We start from the raw sequence: 18,386 nt of genomic DNA, 5'->3' as shown, positions 1-18,386 counted from the left end.
TTTAATACGTCGCTATTATTTTGCTCCCCATTCTTTTAATGAATCTTTATTCATTTTAACATAATCCATATTCTTAGCTATTTCCGCTGCTGCTAAAGATTTTTTAGCTGCTTCAATAGCACCTTTTTTATCTCCTGCTTTTGCATAAATTAGCGATTGTTGTCTTAGTTGCCAAAATGCTGGTTTTTCAGTCATTGACATAGCCTTGTCCATCCATTCTTTAGCCTGCTTAATATCTTTACCAGAATTTAAGTAGTATACTGCAGATGCATAATAATCACCAGCACCAGGACCAGCCATAACTTTACTTATTCCTTCCATTACTGTAGCATCAGTAGGAACTTCAAAAGGAATAGCTACTTTAGTCATATCCCAAGATATTTCTAAGTGCGCACCATTATCTGAAATATGATTGATTGCCAATGTAAAAGATTCTGCTTTATCAGCAGTTGTCGTAGGGTTTATTTTTACTACCGCAGCAACTTTACTTGCATCCCAACTTTCTGGAGTTCCCCAGTTTTCTGTGTTCGTGTAAAAATTAACTTCCCAAACGGCTTCTCCTGGTACTGTAAAAATAGCATATGAACCTGCTTTAAGTTCTTTCCCTGCAACTTTTACATCATTGCTAAAAGTAACTATTGAGTTTTTATTAGCTCCTGTTCTCCACATTTTGTCAAAAGGTACTAAATCTCCAAATACCGTTCTACCACGCATTGCTGGTCTAGAGTATTCCAAGGTTACATCTGTTAAACCAACAACTTGTGTCACTTTAGCAGCAGGGCTTGCTTGTGGGGTTGTTATTTGAGCATTCACTGCAATACCAGTGCAAAGTGCTAAAAATAAAAATAGTGTTCTTTTCATAATAATTAGTTATTTAATTTTAACAAAGCTACTAATAAAGGAATCCATCAATTGTTAACAAATCCTTAAATAAGAATTCTTAAAAATTATTAAACAATGTAATTTTTGTTTAAACATTAATTTGTAACTTTAAACAAAATTAATAGAATGCGACTTTACAGATTACATTCAAAGCAACAATTACCTATAGCTAAGGAGAAAGCCTGGAGCTTCCTGTCCGATCCTGCTAATTTAAAAGTGATTACTCCTGAAGCCATGGGGTTTGAAATTTTATCCGGAGCCGACAAAGAAATGTATGCAGGGCAGATCATCCAATATAATGTATCTCCCATTGCAGGGATTAAGACGCGCTGGGTTACAGAAATAACCCACGTAGATCAAGGTAATTATTTTGTAGATGAACAACGTTTTGGTCCTTACGCTCTTTGGCATCATAAACACTTTATCCATCCAACGGAAAATGGCGTAGTAATGGAAGATATTATTGATTATAAAATTCCATTTGGACTATTAGGACAATTCGCGCACGGTCTATTTATAAAAAAGCAATTGGCTACAATTTTTAAATATCGAGAAGAAAAATTAATAGAACTCTTTGGACAAGTAGATGGGAAACCGAGTCTTCTTGAAATAAAAAAGATTTAAAAGATGAAAAAAAACATATTACTTATAGGAGGTTCCCATGGTATTGGGTTGGCTATCGCTAAAATAATACAAGAAAAACATACCGTTTTTGTTGCATCACGAACCAAAGAAGAATTAGAAGGACTTTCTGTAACTCATATTCCTTTTGATGCTTTGAATGATGAATTAGATACTTCACTCCTACCCGATACCCTAGACGGATTTGTCTACTGCCCAGGCAGCATCAATTTAAAACCATTTAAAATGATGAGTTTAGATACGTTTCATGAAGACATGGAACTTAATTTTTTTAGCATGGTTAGAGTGGTTAAATCCATTATTTCAAAGATGGCTGATAATTCTAGCATGGTCTTTTTTAGTACCGTTGCAGTGGGTACAGGCATGCCTTTTCATACCAGTGTAGCTGCAGCAAAAGGAGCTATTGAAGGTTTTGCAAAATCAATGGCAGCAGAATATGCTCCAAAAATAAGAGTAAATGTTATCGCTCCTTCTTTAGTAGCTACTCCTTTATCAAAGCGGTTATTAAGTAATGATAAGAAAATTGAAATGATGTCTGAGAGGCACCCACTAAAACGCGTTGGACAACCTGAAGATATTGCTGCTTTTTCGGTGTTTTTATTGAGCGATGACAGCACTTGGATGACAGGACAGATTGTGGGCATTGATGGAGGAATGTCTACCTTAAATATTAATTAACCTCTTTTTAAAACAAATTAATGCAAAATAAAATTTCAATTTTTTGGTTTCGAAGAGATTTACGATTAGAAGATAATGTCGGATTATACCAAGCTTTAAAAGGAGATTATCCAGTTTTACCTATTTTTATATTTGATAAAGAAATTCTCGAAAATCTTCCTAAAGACGATGCTCGTGTGAGTTTTATTTTTGAGCAACTGGAAAGCATGAGAAATACGCTGCAAGAGGAGGTGGAAAGCTCTTTGGCTATCTATCATGGAACTCCACAAGAGATTTTTAAAAGTCTTATAAAAGATTATGAAGTACAAGCCGTATATACCAATCATGATTATGAACCATATGCTACGGAGAGAGACACAAAAATTCAAGACTATTTAAAAGATAAGCAAGTTGATTTTCACTCCTATAAAGATCAAGTGATTTTTGAAAAAGGCGATGTTTTGAAAGACGATGGCGATCCTTATGTGGTGTACACGCCGTACAAAAACAAATGGAAGACTATTTTTGATGCAAAAAAAGATTTAGAAACCTATAACACTAAAAAATATTTTAAAAATTTTATTGCACACAGTAGGCTCCCTAATTTGAGTCTATCTGATATGGGATTTGAAACTTCTAAAATAAAAGTCCCCAACTATAGCGCAGGTTCTAAAGTGATTCAAAATTATGAGGATACCCGCAACTACCCTGCTATTGAAAATGGAACTTCACGTTTAGGACCACATTTACGCTTTGGCAGCGTTTCTATTCGTGAAATAACAAAACGCGCTATCGCTGAGAAAAATGAAGTTTTTTGGAGTGAGCTCATCTGGAGAGAATTTTTTATGCAAATTCTCTGGCATTTCCCTCATACAACTAAAAATGCTTTTAGACCAAAATATGACCGAATTGAATGGCGTAACAATGAAGCTGAATTTGAAAAATGGAAAAATGGAGAAACGGGTTATGCTCTGGTCGATGCTGGTATGCGTGAACTAAATACTACAGGATACATGCACAATAGAGTGCGTATGTTGGTGGCTAGTTTTTTATGTAAACACTTATTAATAGATTGGCGTTGGGGAGAAGCTTATTTTGCTGAAAAACTTTTAGACTTTGATTTAAGTGCTAATGTTGGTAATTGGCAATGGGCTGCTGGTAGTGGTGTTGATGCTGCTCCGTATTTTAGAATTTTTAACCCAATGACACAGGTGGATAAATTTGATAAACAAAAAGAATACATCAACACATGGGTTTCAGATTTACAAGAATTGAGCTATCCTGATAAAATGGTGGATCATAAGATGGCAAGAGAACGTTGCTTAAAAACGTATAAAGAAGCTTTATCTTAAATTAAACTCATGATGTTAAAGTTATATAGTAAATAATAATTTACTATATCTTTAATCTTGAATTCTTGATTAAAAAGATTCGTGAATCTTATGGATAAAATCCCATCGTTTGGCAGTCGCCTTAGAAGAAACATCGTAACAGTACCAGAAATTATCGATCAATGCTCAGGAATTAGTGTTTTTGGCCAGGTATTAAAATCGTTTTTATTCAGCACCGATGTGGCGATTATCAGAAACACCAATGCAAATGCAATCATAGCCGTCTACCCATTTACACCCCAACCTGTAATTTCCAATGCCCTTATTTTAGCAGCAGATAAACCTATTTTTTGTGGTGTAGGTGGCGGACTTACCACAGGGATTCGTTCTTTGGAGTTAGCCATACATGCGGAATTTCAAGGTGCAATGGGGGTTGTGCTCAACAAACCCACTCCAAATAGTTTAATTGCAGAATTAAAAGAAAAAATAGATATTCCCGTTACCATAACAATCGTATCTGATAAAGATGATATTCGCGGCAGGATTAAAGCGGGCGTAGATATATTTAACGTTTCCGGAGCTAGTAAGACTACAGATATTATTAAAAGAATTAAAGACATAGATCCGAATGTTGCTATTTTAGCTACTGGAGGAAAATCTGAGGATACTATATTTCAAGCCATAGAAGCTGGTGCCAATGCTATATCTTACACCCCGCCTTCTACGGGAGAGTTATTTAAAGAAATTATGACCCGTTATAGAGACGAATAAAATGATTGAAATAAAAGAAATTACCGCAGAGGAGACCTATCCTCTGCGGCATAAGGTGATGTACCCTAATCATCCTTTTGAGTATATAAAACTGCCAAAAGACCAAGAAGGCACGCACTTTGCAGTAGTAAAGAAAGCAAAAAACGTCACTGTAGTTTCTCTGTTTTTTGAAAATGATAGTGCCCAATTTCGTAAGCTTGCTACCTTAGAATCTGAGCAAGGTCAAGGCCATGCTTCTAAGCTTCTAGATTTTATAATTACCTACGCAAAAAAGAACAATGCCAAAAAATTGTGGTGTAATGCTAGAGCTAACAAAACCAGTTATTACAAAAAATTTGGCTTAGAAGTGAGTCGTCCTAAAATAGGTTGACAGTTTTTAAATAATTAATATTAAACCAGAGAAGCTAGCTTCTCTGGTTTTTTGTTATGTACAAAGTTAGGTGTTTTATATTTTAGACTCAAGTGTGGTCTTTTGTTGTTATACGTTTTTATTGATTCTGCTATAAGCTTTTTCAACTCTTTGCCAGTGTTACATTTATAGATTAGGAATTCCCCTTTCAATATGCCGTTGATTCGTTCTGCCAATGCATTTTGGTAGCAATCATAACCATCTGTCATTGACGGAGTCATATTGCTTAGCCTTAGTTCTTTTTGGTATATGCCGGAGCAATACTGCAATCCTCTATCGGAATGATGAATTAGATCTTTACTTGTCAATCTATTGTTTTTAGCCATTCTTACTGCTTTTACCACATTTTCGGCACTCATATCATCACTAAGGTGATATCCCATTATTTTTCTACTATAGGCATCGGTTACCAAGGATAGATAATGTGTCCGCTCTCTACTTTTGATATATGTAATGTCACTGACGAAGAACTCTTCTGGTCTGGAAACTTTGATTTCTTTCATCAGATTAGGATGTTTTCTAAGCCAATGTTTAGAGTTTGTTGTCTTGGTGTAATTCTTCCTTGGCCTTATCAGCATCGATTCCGAGCGCAAATATCCAAACAGGGCATCTCTTCCTATTTTTAAATTGTGCTTTGCGAATTCTTCCTTTAACAGGTAATACAGCTTTCGTGTACCGAGCCGGGGCATATCCTTGCGAACACCTTCAACCAAGTTCTTTACTTTTATAAACTCCTGTTCTCTTTTTATAATCCGTTTTTCTGCTTGATAGACCGCTTGTCTACTTACCCCAAACAATCGACAACAACGAGATAAACTTAATCGTTGTTCTTGTCGGATGCGCTGGATTGATTGGGCGAATGCTTTTTTCTGATAGCGGTACAATACTGTTTATCGGAGATGTCAATCATAGTATTGAGAATTTTGTTCCTGAGTTTTTCATCGGAAAGCTCTCTCTCCAAGCGTTTGATTTTTTGGGCAGGTGTTTCTTTTGATTTTGGCATTTGATGGCGTATTGGTTTAGTCCAATCTAATGTACCATGTTTTCTCAACCAAACCAAAACAGTACTTCTACCTTGAATACCATAAGCCTTTTGCGCCTGCTTATAAGTCATTTCGCCTTTTTCAACCTGATGGACAACACTTAATTTAAAGCCCAAATTATAATCGCGTTGGGTACGCTTGTCTACCGTAATAATTGAATGTTTCATAAATAAGTCGATTTTGTGTCAACTTATTTCAGGACGGGACAAAGAAACTAATAAAACCTATACTGAGGCAGGTATCGATTTTATTATACTAGAAATGAATTTATAGACGTTTTAATACACAGCGCTATAAATGAATATCCGTAGATTAGTAATTCAAAATAAAAATTAATGAAAAAACTACTATTCTTTTTGGTATTCTTTACGGTTGCCATAAGCAACGCTCAAAAATTTGATTTTACTATTGACCATACCACACTTATTGTCAATGACTTAAAAACTACGGGCGATTTTTACCAAACGGTTATAGGCTTAAAAGAAATTGATCATCCTACCAAAGACCCTGGTTTCCGATGGTTTTCTATTCAAGGAAATACACAATTGCATTTGATTTATAAGGAAAATGTGGTTATGAAAAAACACAAATCTAGCCATGTATGCTTATCCACCTCACAGCTCGATGCTTTTATAAAAAACTTAGTTGAAAATAAAATTCCATATGAGGATTGGCCAGGTACAAAAGGTGCCGTTACCTTACGTGCAGATGGTATTAAACAAATCTATATTACAGATCCTGAGGGTTATTGGATAGAAATAAACGATGCAAAACATTAAATATCATGAGCAAAATAAAATCTATTTTCCCACTGGGCTTCCCTTGGCAAACACAAGATCCTTTTTTATTCTGTGTGTATCATTCCGATCATTATCCTGAAGGAAATGAGGAACTAGGACCAAAAGCATCTTTAGAAGGCAGAACCTTAGGTAATGATTTTACCTTAAAAGATGGTTGGCGCATGTATCATGGAAAAAAGGTTCCTGGTTTTCCTGCACATCCGCATCGAGGTTTTGAAACTATAACCATTGTAAATAAAGGTTTTTGTGATCATTCAGACTCTTTAGGAGCTGCGGGTCGTTTTGGAATGGGAGATGTACAATGGATGACAGCTGGTAGTGGCGTACAACATTCAGAGATGTTTCCGCTACTGAGCACCGATAAAGAAAATCCGCTAGAAATGTTTCAAATCTGGCTTAATTTACCACAAAAAAACAAATTTGCAGCACCTCATTTTGCTATGCTTTGGCATGAAGAAATACCAATCCTAAAAACAGAAACAAGTACTGTAAAAGTAATTGCAGGAAGCTACAATACACTCGAAGCTTTAGATCCCGCACCAAACTCATGGGCTGCAGACAGGGCTAATGATGTTGCTATTTGGAATATACAAGTAGCCGCAGAAAGTACCTATATTTTACCAAAGGCAAAAAACGATATTCCTAGAATGTTGTATTTTTATGAAGGTGATACGGTAGAAATTGAAGGAAGAACGCTTACTCCTAACCATGGAATTAGTGTTGATGCTCTAGAGTCGCTTGAAATAAAAGTACGTGGGAAAAATGCACATTTTCTTATGTTACAAGGAAAACCTATTGACGAACCTATTGCTAAATATGGCCCTTTTGTTATGAATTCTGACGAAGAAATACAAGAAGCCATGGAAGAATACCAAAGAACACAATTTGGAGGATGGCCTTGGCCAGATGCTGCAAATGTTCACGATAAATCTAAAGGTAGATTTGCAAAATATCCGGATGGAAATATAGTAGAAAAATAGAACAAGTATTTATGAGTTTTTTAAAATCTTTATTTAATAAAAAGGAAGTCGTTACTACAGCCACAGCTGACCTTAGGTACCAAGAATTTTGGGCCTGGTTTCAAAAGCATGAAAAAGAATTTTTTAAGGTTGTTAAAAAAGGTGATGCAATCGAAAAGAACTTTTTTGATATTCTAGGCCCAAAATTAAATGAATTAAAGGAAAGTACTTTTTGGTATTTAGCTGGTATGTATGATGACAATACAGCAGAATTAATTCTGACAGCTGACGGAAATTTAAGAAACATTCCTTTTATAGAAGACTTAGTGGCTGCTGCTCCTGTTATTGAGAATTGGAAAATTACAGCATTAAAACAACCCAGTGCATCTAGTACTTTCGGAATTAAAATGAATGGATATACATTTAGTGAAGAGACCATGAGTTTCTATGCTAATGAAAATCCTGAAATGCCAGACCAGATAGAAATCACTATTCTACATCAAGAATATACTAGTGAAAATGAATCAGAAATTTCACATGGCGCTTACCTCCTATTAGATAATTATTTGGGAGAATTAAATTGTGTGACCACTATAGATCATATAAATTTTAAGAATACAAAGAACGCTGAGAAAGAAATTATCCCTTTAGAGAAATTAAAAGATTTTTTAATATGGCGAGAAAAAGAATTTATAGAGAAATATGAAGGTATACGGCACCATACCGAAAAAGATAATTATTCAAGTTTTAACGGTACCTTAAAAAACGGACTCCCTATTATTGCCATTGTCAATACAGATATATTGCAATGGAATGCTAAGGCTTCTCATCCTTGGATTGCCATTGCTACATTTAAGTTTGATGGAGATAGTAATAATGGAATGCCTGATGATAAGACGTATGAGTTATTGAACACCTTGGAAGATACTATCATGCTAGAATTAAAAGATTCTGATGGCTATGTGAATATCGGTAGAGAAACGGCAGATTCCACGAGAGAGATTTATTTTTCTTGTTTAGACTTTAGAAAACCAGCTAAAGTTTTCGATAAAATGCAAAGAGAAAATAAAGAAATCATAAGTTTCGATTTTGAAGTTTATAAAGATAAATATTGGCAAACCTATAATAAGTATCTTTAGCATAAAATAGCAAAACAAAAAAAAAGGAAATGAAAAAAGAAATGGATCAAATGATGTGTTTAGATATTTATCTTTCGTCATTAACTGAAGAAGAAAATAAAAAGATTGCACCCCGGATAAAACCTGCAAAAAAAGGAGCTATGGCACCGCTACTAAGCTGGGATATGCATATTAATAATTTTTACAATCTGTCCATACAATCTAAAAAGGAAACTGCTGTAAGAGAGTTTGAAAAAATTGCTAAAAAATTACATTGGAAAAATGATATTTCATCTCTTTTCGAAAATCAAGAATTTGAAGCACTTGTCATTACCGATTTAAAAAAGAAGATCGTTTGGGTTAGTGATGGTTTTTCTGATATGACTGGGTATTCTAAAAAATTCGCAATAGACCAAACACCAGCTTTCTTGCAAGGTGAAGAAACGACTCAAGCCGTAAAATCTCGTATTAATGCGAAGATAAAAGCAGATAAACCGTTTACTGACATTATTACCAATTACCGGAAAGATAAGTCTGCATATAAATGTGAAATAAAAATAATTCCTTTATATACCGCAGAAACCACCCATTATTTGGCTTTAGAACGACAGGTAGTATAAGCAGGTACATGGACTACTTTATATAATTTAAAAATTCGCTTACTTATAATTTGGAATATTCATTCCAAATTATATATCTTTGCTGTGTGAGTAAGAAAGAACAAATCATAACGGCAGCTTTAAAGCTTTTAATTGTAAAGGGGATTCATAACACCCCTGTCTCTGCAATTGCAAAAGAGGCTGGTACTGGAATGGGAACTATCTATAATTATTTCCCAGACAAAGATGCCTTAATCAATGAAATATATGTGGCTATAAAGCAGAAAGAAGAAACCATTTTCCTGTCGCTCAGCTCCGAGCAGCCCCTAAGGCTACAATTTGAGGCTTATTATTCGGCCATAATAGATTTCTTTATCGATAACTCAAGTTATTTTAGTTTTATGGAACAATTACAGGCATCACCAATAATTACGCCTGAGAGTAAACTTGTAGGGTATAAAGCTATTGAACCTGTCACCAACTTACTTGATAAAGGAAAAGAAGCACTCATCGTTAAAAATATTCCTACAGAAGAGCTGCTTCAATTTATAGGTGGATCTATAGGCTCCTACTTACGTTGGTATTTTAAGGAAGACCGAAAGGATGTCCGTCAAGCCTACCAAAATCAATTAACAATGGCGTGGGACTCCATTAAGAACTAAAAAAATTTATTATTAATTTGGAATGATTGTTCGCTCCAATTCAAAATTAAAAATTATTTATTATGAAAAAAAATGTTTTAATCACAGGAACTTCTACAGGTGTAGGTTTACAAACTGCTCTTTTATTTGCAAGAAATGGCTACAAAGTGTACGCTACAATGCGGAATTTATCAAAAGCAACCGAACTTGAAACCTACATTAAGGCTGAAAGCTTAGCTATTGAACTACTCCCCTTAGATGTTACTAAGAATGACTCAATTACAGCAGCTGTAGCGAAAATAATTTCCCAGGATGGAAAGATTGATATGCTTATTAATAACGCAGGCGCTGGCTTCGCAAAAACTACCGAAGAAGCCACAGAGGATGAAATAGATTGGGTGACCAATGTTAATTATACAGGAGTGGTCTTATGTACCAAAGCAGTTTTACCCCATATGCGTAAACAAAAATCAGGGCAAATCATAAACGTTACCTCTGTAGGTGGTTTAGTAGGGCAACCTTTTAATGAACTGTACTGTGGCGCTAAATTTGCCGTAGAAGGGTATATGGAAGCTTTAGCCACTTATATTTCTGATCCGTTTCATATAAAAATCACCTGTGTTGAACCTGGTGGAATTGCTACCGAATTTATGAAGTCGGCCATATCTAAAACAACCATTGACGGTCAACTTGCCACAGGAGAATATGCCCCAATTTTTGAAAGATACATGGCTGGTATTCAAAAAAGAGGGAATGAAAGTAAATTAAATTTATAGAGGTCAGTAGCTAACTTCGTATCTTGATACTCAGTAAATATATTAAATTATGGATATTTTCAAGGGTCAAAATCTTCTAGAGTTCTCTGATTGCTTCAAAACGGACAATGATTGCAAAGAATATTTAACAAATATTAAGTCTAAAACCCCTTTTAAATGTTCTAGATGCAATCATATAGCCTGTCAAACACGTGCTGATTTCTCTAGGCAATGTAATATTTGTAGACATACAGAATCCGCAACAGCAGATACATTATTTCACAAGGTAAAGTTTGGTGTTCGCAAAGCATTTTTTATTTGTTTTGAGATGGCTACAAGCACGAAAAGCTTATCTGCAAGTTATATGGGAGTACGTTACGGAGTAACAGAAAAAACAGCTAGACTTTTTATGCTTAAGGTCAGAGAAGCTATGTCTTCGAGTGGGAATAATCCTATGGACGGAGTTGTTCATGTAGATGAATTTGTTTTAGGGGGCAGAGAAGAAACAAAAGTTGGCAGAAGCTACAATGCTAAGAAAAAGAAGGCGGTTACAGCTGTTCAGCTTACAGAAGATGGAAAGGTAAAAAGAATGTATGCTATGAAAATAGATGATTTTTCAGCACAATCCTTACAATATATTTTTGTCAACCATATCAGCCGAAACGCAAAGATTACTACAGATAAATGGAGAGGCTATAGTCCTATTGCAAAGGCTTACGACATCACACAAATAGAAAGTAATGGAGGGTTAAATTTTAAAGCGCTTCATACAATGATACATCAGGTTAAATCTTGGATAAGAACAACTTATTCTTGGGTTAGTGACAATAATTTAAATAGATATTTCAATGAATTTTGTTTTAGAATAAACAGATCTCAAAGTAAAGCTACAATATTCAATAATCTTATTGTTAAAATGGTCAATAATGATAAAATCAATCAAGCTGAATTAATAAGTAATTAACTACTGACCTCTATAAATTTATATCAAACTCCAGAAGAAGTAGCTAAGGTTCTTCTAGAAGTTGCTAGCAATGAGAACCCTCCTTTGCGTATTAGAACTTCTGAATGGGCAGAAGAATTTACAGCTTTAAAAACAAATCTAGATTCTGATGGCACCAAGTTATTACATTACGTAAAAAGTTCGTTCTTGTAATACCCTCATTTACCACTAAAAACACGCCTTTTAAAACAGCTTACTTAGTGAAGTCTTTAAAGGGCGTTACGTACTAATATTTGATTATCTTAGATGCTCTCTATCCTAAAATAATCCTGATGAAATTATTTTCAACATTTTCTTCCCTCCTATTTGCATGCATCTTTATTTATAGTTGCCAAGAAAAACAAAAGGATACCGAGACTCCCTCAGAAAAAAGACAACGTATAGAACTAGTTACGAATAAAGGAACTATGGTTATAGCGCTTTATAATGATACACCACTTCATCGTGATAACTTTATTAATCTAGTACAGCACAAGGCCTATGATAGTCTTCTATTTCATAGAGTTATCTCTAATTTTATGATTCAGGCAGGAGATCCTGAAAGCAGAAGTGCAAAGGCTAATGACACTTTAGGAGAAGGTGATGTTCCTTATCGTGTGAAAGCAGAAATTTTGCCTCATCTTTTTCATAAAAAAGGGGTTTTAGCTGCTGCCCGTGATGGTAACCCTGAACGCGCCTCTAGTGGAATGCAATTCTATATTGTTCAAGGAAAAATATATAATGATAGCCTATTAACTATTGCAGAAAAGAGAATAAATGGGTGGTTAGCAGAACATTATATTAGAACAGACCGTGCACACAGCTATCTTTTAGATTCATTACAGCATCATAGCGCTAGCGGAAATAACACAAAATACATGCTATATAAAGATAGCATTACTAACTGGGCTGCACATTCTGAGGAATTCAAAGCCTATACTATTCCTGAAGATCAGCGCACAGTTTATAAAACACTAGGGGGTGTACCTCATTTAGATCAGAATTATACTGTTTTTGGGGAAGTTATTGAAGGCTTGCCTATTATAGATTCTATTGCCACTACTGACATTGGAGAATTTGACAGGCCCACTGAGGATGTCCGTATTATAACTATGCGTTTAGTAGAGTAAGTATGAATTATAAACATCTGTTGTCTCTTTCTAACTTTTAATAATGTCTTAATTCATTGAATTAGTAATAAGCTCCTAATATTTAAAGCATTAATTTTTTTGGTTATTGCGGTTTTCCACACTATGGTTTCATTTTTTCATAATAAATTTGAATAAATACTACTATACTAAAACTACTAAAATGAAATTAGAAAAAATATTAGATAAGCTTGGTGCCCTTGAAAAAAATTCTTTCATCAAAATAATAGATAATATTATTTCACAAAATCCAAAAAATGGAAAAGAAATTGAAAAGATATTAAGTTCTTCTAATAAAGGATTGAAATCTGCAGACAACCAAAATATTTCAAAAATATTTCACTTAATAGCATCCGAATTTACAGACCATTTAAAGTGTGAATTTCAGGAAGCAAATTCCCAATTAGATATTTTAATTGATATTATAATTAGAGATGGTAATTGCGTAATGAAACAAGATTGGTTTTCAAGATTATACGAGACTGAAATTAAAAAACTAAAGGTCAAAATTAAAGTTCTCAATACAGAATTAGAAAATGACAAATCTGAATTAAGTGAGTCAAGAAAAAGGGACTATAAAATCTATAAAAACTGTTTATCAACAGCCTATAAAAATGATATTGCCAATAACCGTGAAGCAAAAATTACTTCTGATGAATTATCAATTATTTTAACATTATCAAAACAATTGAATTTATCCCAAGAAGATGTAAAATTGATAAACTATTCGATATTACCTATCAAAAAAATTGATATTCTAGATGTTATAAATGATTTAAAAAATTTAGGTGTTGTTTTCTTTTCAAAAAAGGAAAACACAATTTACGTTGCTGATGAAATGGTCAAGCTACTAAGAGCTGTTAGGGGAAAAGAAATTGCTGAAAAATTCTACAGACGTACGTTAAAATTACTAAGAGAGCCAATAGTAAATCAAATTTCAAAGAATTATAATATTGATAGAAAATTAACCAATGGTGAAAAGATTGAGGAAATTATTAAGGAAGGTATTTCCTTTACTAGTTTACTGTCAAATGACATTTACAAAGAGGGTTCAAATTTAACTGAAAAGAAAAAAACTCTAAATGAGCTATGTGAAAAAGGATTAAATATTCAAAATTTAAAAGGGAGTACTCTCGATGACAAAATCACCAGTTTGATTGAACACTTTGATCATGTCGAAAAAGATGAAAAAGTTGGCATTTCTTTAGATGGATTTGACAAAATGCTTACTGAATTAAATAAAGATTTACCAAAACTTAATAAAGAACTTAAAGAACAATTTGAACTACAAGATGAATATGTTCTTAATGCTAATTTCCTTTTAGACTATAACATTAAACCCAGGGATATTCTAGATTTGATAAGTAAAACAGATTTATCCAAATTTATCAAGAATAACGAAATTAAACAAAGAGGAGATGATATTCTGAATATTCTTGATCATTATAAAGATGTTGAAAATTTATATCTAGAGAATTATGAAAACGTTGGTTTTAGGAACTTAAATTTATTAAAAGAAAACGGAATATCGATTAAGGAAAGTGAATTAGGTTTAAAGTTTGAAGAACTAACTAAAGTAATCTTTAAAGGCTTGGGCTTTGATGTTGATGATAAATTTAAAAATCAATTAAATACCCAAAAAGATATGATGGATATTCTTATAAACCTTGGCAATAATGAAATTATCATTATTGAATGTAAAACTATTAAAGAAAAGGGGTACAATAAATTTAGCGCTGTTTCAAGACAACTAAAATCTTATCAAAATTTAGCACTCAAAAATGACTTAAGGATTGTCAAAATATTACTAGTTGCACCAGACTTTAGTGACGATTTTATATATGATTGTGAAATGGACACTGAAATGAATTTGTCTTTACTAACTGCTACAACACTATCAAAAATATTTGAATCTTTTAAAGCATCCAAATTTAAAGAATTTCCACATGTGTTATTTAGAGACATTGTAATAAATGAAGAAAGAATTCTGAAAGCTTTAAGTAAATAAAAGCATTAAAAAATATAACCTTTTTATAAAATTTCTTTATAAAATATATTTGCCTTTCATCGAAAAAAAGTAAAATAAGCGTTTGTGCAAATAATCAAACCTATTTTCCATACGTTACCAAGGATAGCGTTCTCAAACCAACCTTATCAACACCAACGTCATGGACAAATTTCTACGAATTTTAAAACCTGTAAAGGTTTATGCCAAACATGAATCTAAATCTAGAATTATAAAAGAATTAGCACCCGACGAACTTATTCTATTCAACCGTGAAAAAAGAAGAAACCAACAGAATTGGATGGAAATTTATCTTGAAAAAGATAAAGTTGGATATCTAAAAAAAGATAGTGACACCTTTTTTCGTTGCAGTTTTGCTAGCTTAAATGATGAAATATCTACAGGTTTTAATTATGAATTTAAATCTAAACACACTCCAGGATTAGATACTCTTTTTCACCAAAGAGGCACCCTCTAGTTTAGCCCCTAATAAGTTCGGAGTGCTCTTTTAAATTTCAAACTTAATATATTTGAGATATGAAATACAAGAAATGGACCTTAGATCAGAAGTTAGAAATTCTCTCTAGTTCAGAAGATATAGGCATCGTAGAAGCCTGTCGTAAATACGGAGTTAGTACAGGTACTTTTTATAGTTGGAAGAAGAAACATGAGAGCCAAGGAGAAGCAGGCTTAAAAGTCACCTATGACACTAAAAGTAAAGAACATAAACAGGCAGAAGAAGAAAATAGAATACTACGTAAACTTCTGAGCAATAAAGAAATTGAATTAGAAGTACAACGAGAACTTTTAAAAAAAAAGTTTGGAACGTCCGATCCAAGAAAGATTTAGTGAATGCTATTTATAGCAAGCATAAAATTAGTAAAACCAACATAATTAATATGGTAGGGATGGTTCATAGTAGCTATTACCGTACTCCAAGTTTTGGTAAAAAAGGTAATACTCCTAGTAAACTCACCTATCATAAATCTAAGGGCTGGGTGAATCAAGACGCTGTTATTGCTTCTATAAAAGAGATTTTAAGTCATGAATTTATAGATTGTGGTTACCGGTTAATGACTTCTTACTTAAAAAAAGAAGCATACCTGATTAATCATAAAAAGCTCTACAGAATTATGAAAGAACAGGGAATGCTAAAACTAGAGAATCGGATAAACAGGAGTGGTTCTGGACGTAAATTTGTAAAATTCAGGAAAGTAAACACCTCAAGACCAATGGAATGTCTAGAGATGGATATAAAGATGGTATGGATTCCTAGTGTGGGTAAAAACGCTTATTTATTATCCATCATAGACGTACATACTCGTAGAATATTAAAAGACTATTTTTCTTTTTCTATTAAACAGGATAAGGTGATAGCATTTTTATCAGAGTTGTTTGAAGAATATCAACACCCTGATAACGTTGTTATTAGAAGTGATAACGGTAGTCAGTTTATTGCTAATAATGTACGTGAATATCTTGGACTAATTGGAGTTCAGCAAGAATTTACACATATAGCCACACCAGAAGAAAATGCGCATATAGAAGCCTATCATGGAATACTAAAAAAAGAAATTTTTAAAAGAGTGGATTACACATGTTTTGGGCAAATTGAACAAATCTTAAAAAGGTATGTGACTTTTTACAATAATACTAGGTTACATGGGCTCTTAGGACGTATTACACCAATGGAAAAATGGGACGCTGATGAACACCTCATTCTAATGAAAAAATTAACAGCTTAAGCAATAATCGAAATTTAAAAGATTACTCTTGTTTTATAGGGGTCAAAACACCCTCAACAAAGAACAATGTACTGTAGCTACTGTCGAAATGAAGACTGTAGATGATTCTGATAAGAAAAAAACGGCACAATTAGAACTAGAATACAATGCAGATATTATTACTGTTATTCCATTAATATTCACTAAAGAAAGTGAATTCTACGTAACCAATGACGCAGAAACTAACAACAGTTTATTTATTGAAGTAGATAACCGCTTAGGAAAAAAAGGGTATTTATTAAAAACTACGAATTATACCTATTCGGAAGACAAATGAGTGACTCCTTTTGCAATTACGGTAGCCATACTTGCTGTCATAGGAATTTTTATAGCTTTTTTAGCTTCTGGTTGGATTGTGATAAGCGGACTTATGTTTATAGTAGGGTTTGGTGTTGCTTTTGTAGCGATAATTGCGATGCAAATACTCATCCTTATTCTTAGAGGCATCTTCAATCATATTAGAAAGCGTTTGTAAAAACAAGACCTAAAAAAACCGCAAAGCTTTCACGTTGCGGTTTTATATAATTTATAGGTTTAACTAATTAAGACACTCGCGTAATTTTTGCGCCAATAGCACGTAAACGCTCGTCTATATTCTCGTATCCTCTATCTATTTGTTCTATATTATGTATGGTAGATGTACCTTTTGCAGATAAGGCAGCGATTAATAAAGAAACTCCTGCTCTAATATCTGGAGATACCATTGTTGTTGCTTTCAAGGTAGACTCAAAATTGTGCCCTATAACGGTAGCTCTATGCGGATCGCAAAGAATAACCTTGGCCCCCATATCTAACAATTTATCTACGAAGAATAATCTACTTTCAAACATTTTCTGGTGGATTAAAACCTCCCCTTTTGCTTGAGTAGCTACTACCAAAATAATACTCAATAAATCTGGCGTTAAACCAGGCCATGGAGCATCTGCGATAGTTAAAATAGAACCATCAATATAATTTTGTATCTCGTAACCGTTCGTATGTGCTGGTATAAAGATATCATCATCTTTACGTTCAATAGTAATTCCTAATTTACGGAACACGCTAGGTATTTGCCCTAAATCATCCCAACTTACATTTTTAATTGTAAGTTCACTTCTAGTCATCGCTGCAAGACCTATCCAACTACCAATCTCAATCATATCTGGCAGCATCGTATGTTCTGTTCCTCCTAAACTATCTACCCCTTCTATTATAAGTAGATTAGAACCTACGCCGCTAATTTTAGCCCCCATACGGTTCAACATCTTACAAAGTTGCTGTAAATAAGGCTCACATGCTGCATTGTAAATAGTAGTGGTACCTTCTGCAAGAACCGCTGCCATAACAATATTAGCAGTACCGGTAACAGAGGCTTCATCTAAAAGCATGTAAGTACCTTTTAGTTTTTTAGCTTCTACCCCGTAAAAATGCTCTTCTTTATTATACCTAAACTTAGCACCTAGATTTATAAAACCTTCAAAGTGTGTATCTAATCTTCTTCTTCCTATCTTATCTCCTCCTGGTTTAGGAATATATCCTTTACCAAAACGCGCTAATAAAGGTCCAACTAACATGATAGATCCACGTAAGCCGCGTCCGTCTTGTTTAAATTGGTCTGATTGTAAGTAGTCTAGATTAACATCATCAGCTACAAAGCTGTAAGATCCTTTTCCTTTTTTCTGGATTTTTACTCCCAAATCTTCTAATAAAGCAATCAGTTTATTAACATCAATAATATCTGGGATATTATGAATAGTAACAGGTTCTGCTGTTAATAATACTGCACATAGTATTTGTAGTGCTTCATTTTTTGCACCTTGTGGTGTAATTTCACCATGAAGTTGATGACCGCCTTCTATTTTAAATGTTCCCATTTAATGT

22 protein-coding genes are annotated in these 18,386 nt (G+C 33.7%); 18 read left to right on the top strand and 4 right to left on the bottom strand.

Annotated elements, in window-relative coordinates:
* Positions 1 to 15: 15 nt before the first annotated feature.
* Positions 16 to 861, bottom strand: coding sequence for a DUF2911 domain-containing protein (locus CELAL_RS16805; RefSeq protein ID WP_013552080.1), 846 nt, complete (start codon positions 859 to 861; stop codon positions 16 to 18).
* Positions 862 to 1,008: 147 nt separating this feature from the next.
* On the opposite strand from CELAL_RS16805, the gene CELAL_RS16800 reads away from it, so the two are divergent.
* The 5 genes from CELAL_RS16800 to CELAL_RS16780 all read left to right on the top strand — a co-directional run bounded on the left by CELAL_RS16800 (position 1,009) and on the right by CELAL_RS16780 (position 4,653).
* Positions 1,009 to 1,506, top strand: a complete 498-nt coding sequence (locus CELAL_RS16800; RefSeq protein ID WP_013552079.1) for an SRPBCC family protein — start codon at positions 1,009 to 1,011, stop codon at positions 1,504 to 1,506.
* A 3-nt stretch (positions 1,507 to 1,509) separates the two neighbouring features.
* Positions 1,510 to 2,202 (top strand): SDR family NAD(P)-dependent oxidoreductase, encoded by a 693-nt coding sequence (locus CELAL_RS16795; RefSeq protein WP_013552078.1) that lies wholly within the window; start codon positions 1,510 to 1,512, stop codon positions 2,200 to 2,202.
* A 20-nt stretch (positions 2,203 to 2,222) separates the two neighbouring features.
* Positions 2,223 to 3,533: a cryptochrome/photolyase family protein gene (locus tag CELAL_RS16790; protein ID WP_013552077.1), complete on the top strand. Its 1,311-nt coding sequence runs from the start codon at positions 2,223 to 2,225 to the stop codon at positions 3,531 to 3,533.
* A 90-nt stretch (positions 3,534 to 3,623) separates the two neighbouring features.
* Positions 3,624 to 4,283 carry a beta/alpha barrel domain-containing protein gene (locus tag CELAL_RS16785; RefSeq protein ID WP_013552076.1) on the top strand — a complete coding sequence of 220 codons (660 nt, stop codon included), beginning with the start codon at positions 3,624 to 3,626 and terminating at the stop codon, positions 4,281 to 4,283.
* A gap of 1 nt (position 4,284) precedes the next feature.
* Positions 4,285 to 4,653 (top strand): GNAT family N-acetyltransferase, encoded by a 369-nt coding sequence (locus CELAL_RS16780; protein ID WP_013552075.1) that lies wholly within the window; start codon positions 4,285 to 4,287, stop codon positions 4,651 to 4,653.
* A 20-nt stretch (positions 4,654 to 4,673) separates the two neighbouring features.
* Here CELAL_RS16780 and CELAL_RS16775 read toward each other — a convergent pair.
* Positions 4,674 to 5,902 (bottom strand): IS3 family transposase gene (locus CELAL_RS16775; protein WP_085951521.1). Its coding sequence is split into 2 segments (ribosomal slippage): positions 4,674 to 5,554 and positions 5,554 to 5,902, totalling 1,230 coding nucleotides; the frame shifts between segments, so codons are not numbered across the junction.
* 168 nt (positions 5,903 to 6,070) lie between these two features.
* Here CELAL_RS16775 and CELAL_RS16765 point away from each other — a divergent pair.
* The 13 genes from CELAL_RS16765 (at position 6,071) to CELAL_RS16705 (ending at position 16,803) form a co-directional block, all read left to right on the top strand.
* A complete protein-coding gene (locus CELAL_RS16765) occupies positions 6,071 to 6,514 on the top strand; it encodes a VOC family protein (protein WP_013552073.1) in 444 nt (147 codons plus the stop codon).
* Between the two features lie 5 nt (positions 6,515 to 6,519).
* A complete protein-coding gene (locus CELAL_RS16760; RefSeq protein ID WP_013552072.1) occupies positions 6,520 to 7,515 on the top strand; it encodes a pirin family protein in 996 nt (331 codons plus the stop codon).
* An 11-nt stretch (positions 7,516 to 7,526) separates the two neighbouring features.
* Entirely contained in the window at positions 7,527 to 8,633 is a 1,107-nt protein-coding gene (locus CELAL_RS16755) for a DUF695 domain-containing protein (RefSeq protein WP_013552071.1), read from the top strand.
* A gap of 29 nt (positions 8,634 to 8,662) precedes the next feature.
* A complete protein-coding gene (locus CELAL_RS16750) occupies positions 8,663 to 9,232 on the top strand; it encodes a PAS domain-containing protein (protein ID WP_013552070.1) in 570 nt (189 codons plus the stop codon).
* An 86-nt stretch (positions 9,233 to 9,318) separates the two neighbouring features.
* A complete protein-coding gene (locus CELAL_RS22735; protein WP_041557782.1) occupies positions 9,319 to 9,873 on the top strand; it encodes a TetR/AcrR family transcriptional regulator in 555 nt (184 codons plus the stop codon).
* Between the two features lie 62 nt (positions 9,874 to 9,935).
* On the top strand, positions 9,936 to 10,628 hold the full coding sequence (locus CELAL_RS16740; RefSeq protein WP_083807802.1) for an SDR family oxidoreductase: 693 nt from the start codon (positions 9,936 to 9,938) through the stop codon (positions 10,626 to 10,628).
* Between the two features lie 49 nt (positions 10,629 to 10,677).
* On the top strand, positions 10,678 to 11,571 hold the full coding sequence (locus CELAL_RS16735) for an IS1595-like element ISCal1 family transposase (RefSeq protein ID WP_013549103.1): 894 nt from the start codon (positions 10,678 to 10,680) through the stop codon (positions 11,569 to 11,571).
* A 311-nt stretch (positions 11,572 to 11,882) separates the two neighbouring features.
* Entirely contained in the window at positions 11,883 to 12,719 is an 837-nt protein-coding gene (locus CELAL_RS16730; protein WP_013552068.1) for a peptidylprolyl isomerase, read from the top strand.
* Between the two features lie 181 nt (positions 12,720 to 12,900).
* Positions 12,901 to 14,745: a hypothetical protein gene (locus tag CELAL_RS16725; protein ID WP_013552067.1), complete on the top strand. Its 1,845-nt coding sequence runs from the start codon at positions 12,901 to 12,903 to the stop codon at positions 14,743 to 14,745.
* Between the two features lie 160 nt (positions 14,746 to 14,905).
* On the top strand, positions 14,906 to 15,220 hold the full coding sequence (locus CELAL_RS16720) for a hypothetical protein (RefSeq protein ID WP_013552066.1): 315 nt from the start codon (positions 14,906 to 14,908) through the stop codon (positions 15,218 to 15,220).
* Between the two features lie 59 nt (positions 15,221 to 15,279).
* A complete protein-coding gene (locus CELAL_RS16715; protein ID WP_013552065.1) occupies positions 15,280 to 15,591 on the top strand; it encodes a transposase in 312 nt (103 codons plus the stop codon).
* A complete protein-coding gene (locus tag CELAL_RS16710) occupies positions 15,591 to 16,487 on the top strand; it encodes an IS3 family transposase (protein WP_245529640.1) in 897 nt (298 codons plus the stop codon). The genes CELAL_RS16715 and CELAL_RS16710 overlap by 1 nt, the downstream gene beginning before the upstream one ends.
* 28 nt (positions 16,488 to 16,515) lie before the next feature.
* Positions 16,516 to 16,803: a hypothetical protein gene (locus CELAL_RS16705; RefSeq protein ID WP_013552063.1), complete on the top strand. Its 288-nt coding sequence runs from the start codon at positions 16,516 to 16,518 to the stop codon at positions 16,801 to 16,803.
* On the opposite strand, the gene CELAL_RS16700 is transcribed toward CELAL_RS16705, so the two are convergent.
* Both CELAL_RS16700 and murA read right to left on the bottom strand, forming a co-directional pair.
* Positions 16,785 to 16,973 (bottom strand): hypothetical protein, encoded by a 189-nt coding sequence (locus tag CELAL_RS16700; RefSeq protein WP_013552062.1) that lies wholly within the window; start codon positions 16,971 to 16,973, stop codon positions 16,785 to 16,787. The genes CELAL_RS16705 and CELAL_RS16700 overlap by 19 nt on opposite strands.
* Positions 16,974 to 17,068: 95 nt before the next feature.
* Positions 17,069 to 18,379: a UDP-N-acetylglucosamine 1-carboxyvinyltransferase gene (gene murA / locus CELAL_RS16695; RefSeq protein WP_013552061.1), complete on the bottom strand. Its 1,311-nt coding sequence runs from the start codon at positions 18,377 to 18,379 to the stop codon at positions 17,069 to 17,071.
* Positions 18,380 to 18,386: the final 7 nt, after the last annotated feature.

It is taken from the genome of Cellulophaga algicola DSM 14237, assembly GCF_000186265.1.
In the GTDB taxonomy this organism is placed as follows: domain Bacteria; phylum Bacteroidota; class Bacteroidia; order Flavobacteriales; family Flavobacteriaceae; genus Cellulophaga; species Cellulophaga algicola.
Note: the sequence above shows the minus strand (reverse complement) of the source record. Positions and strands in the feature narration are given on the sequence as shown.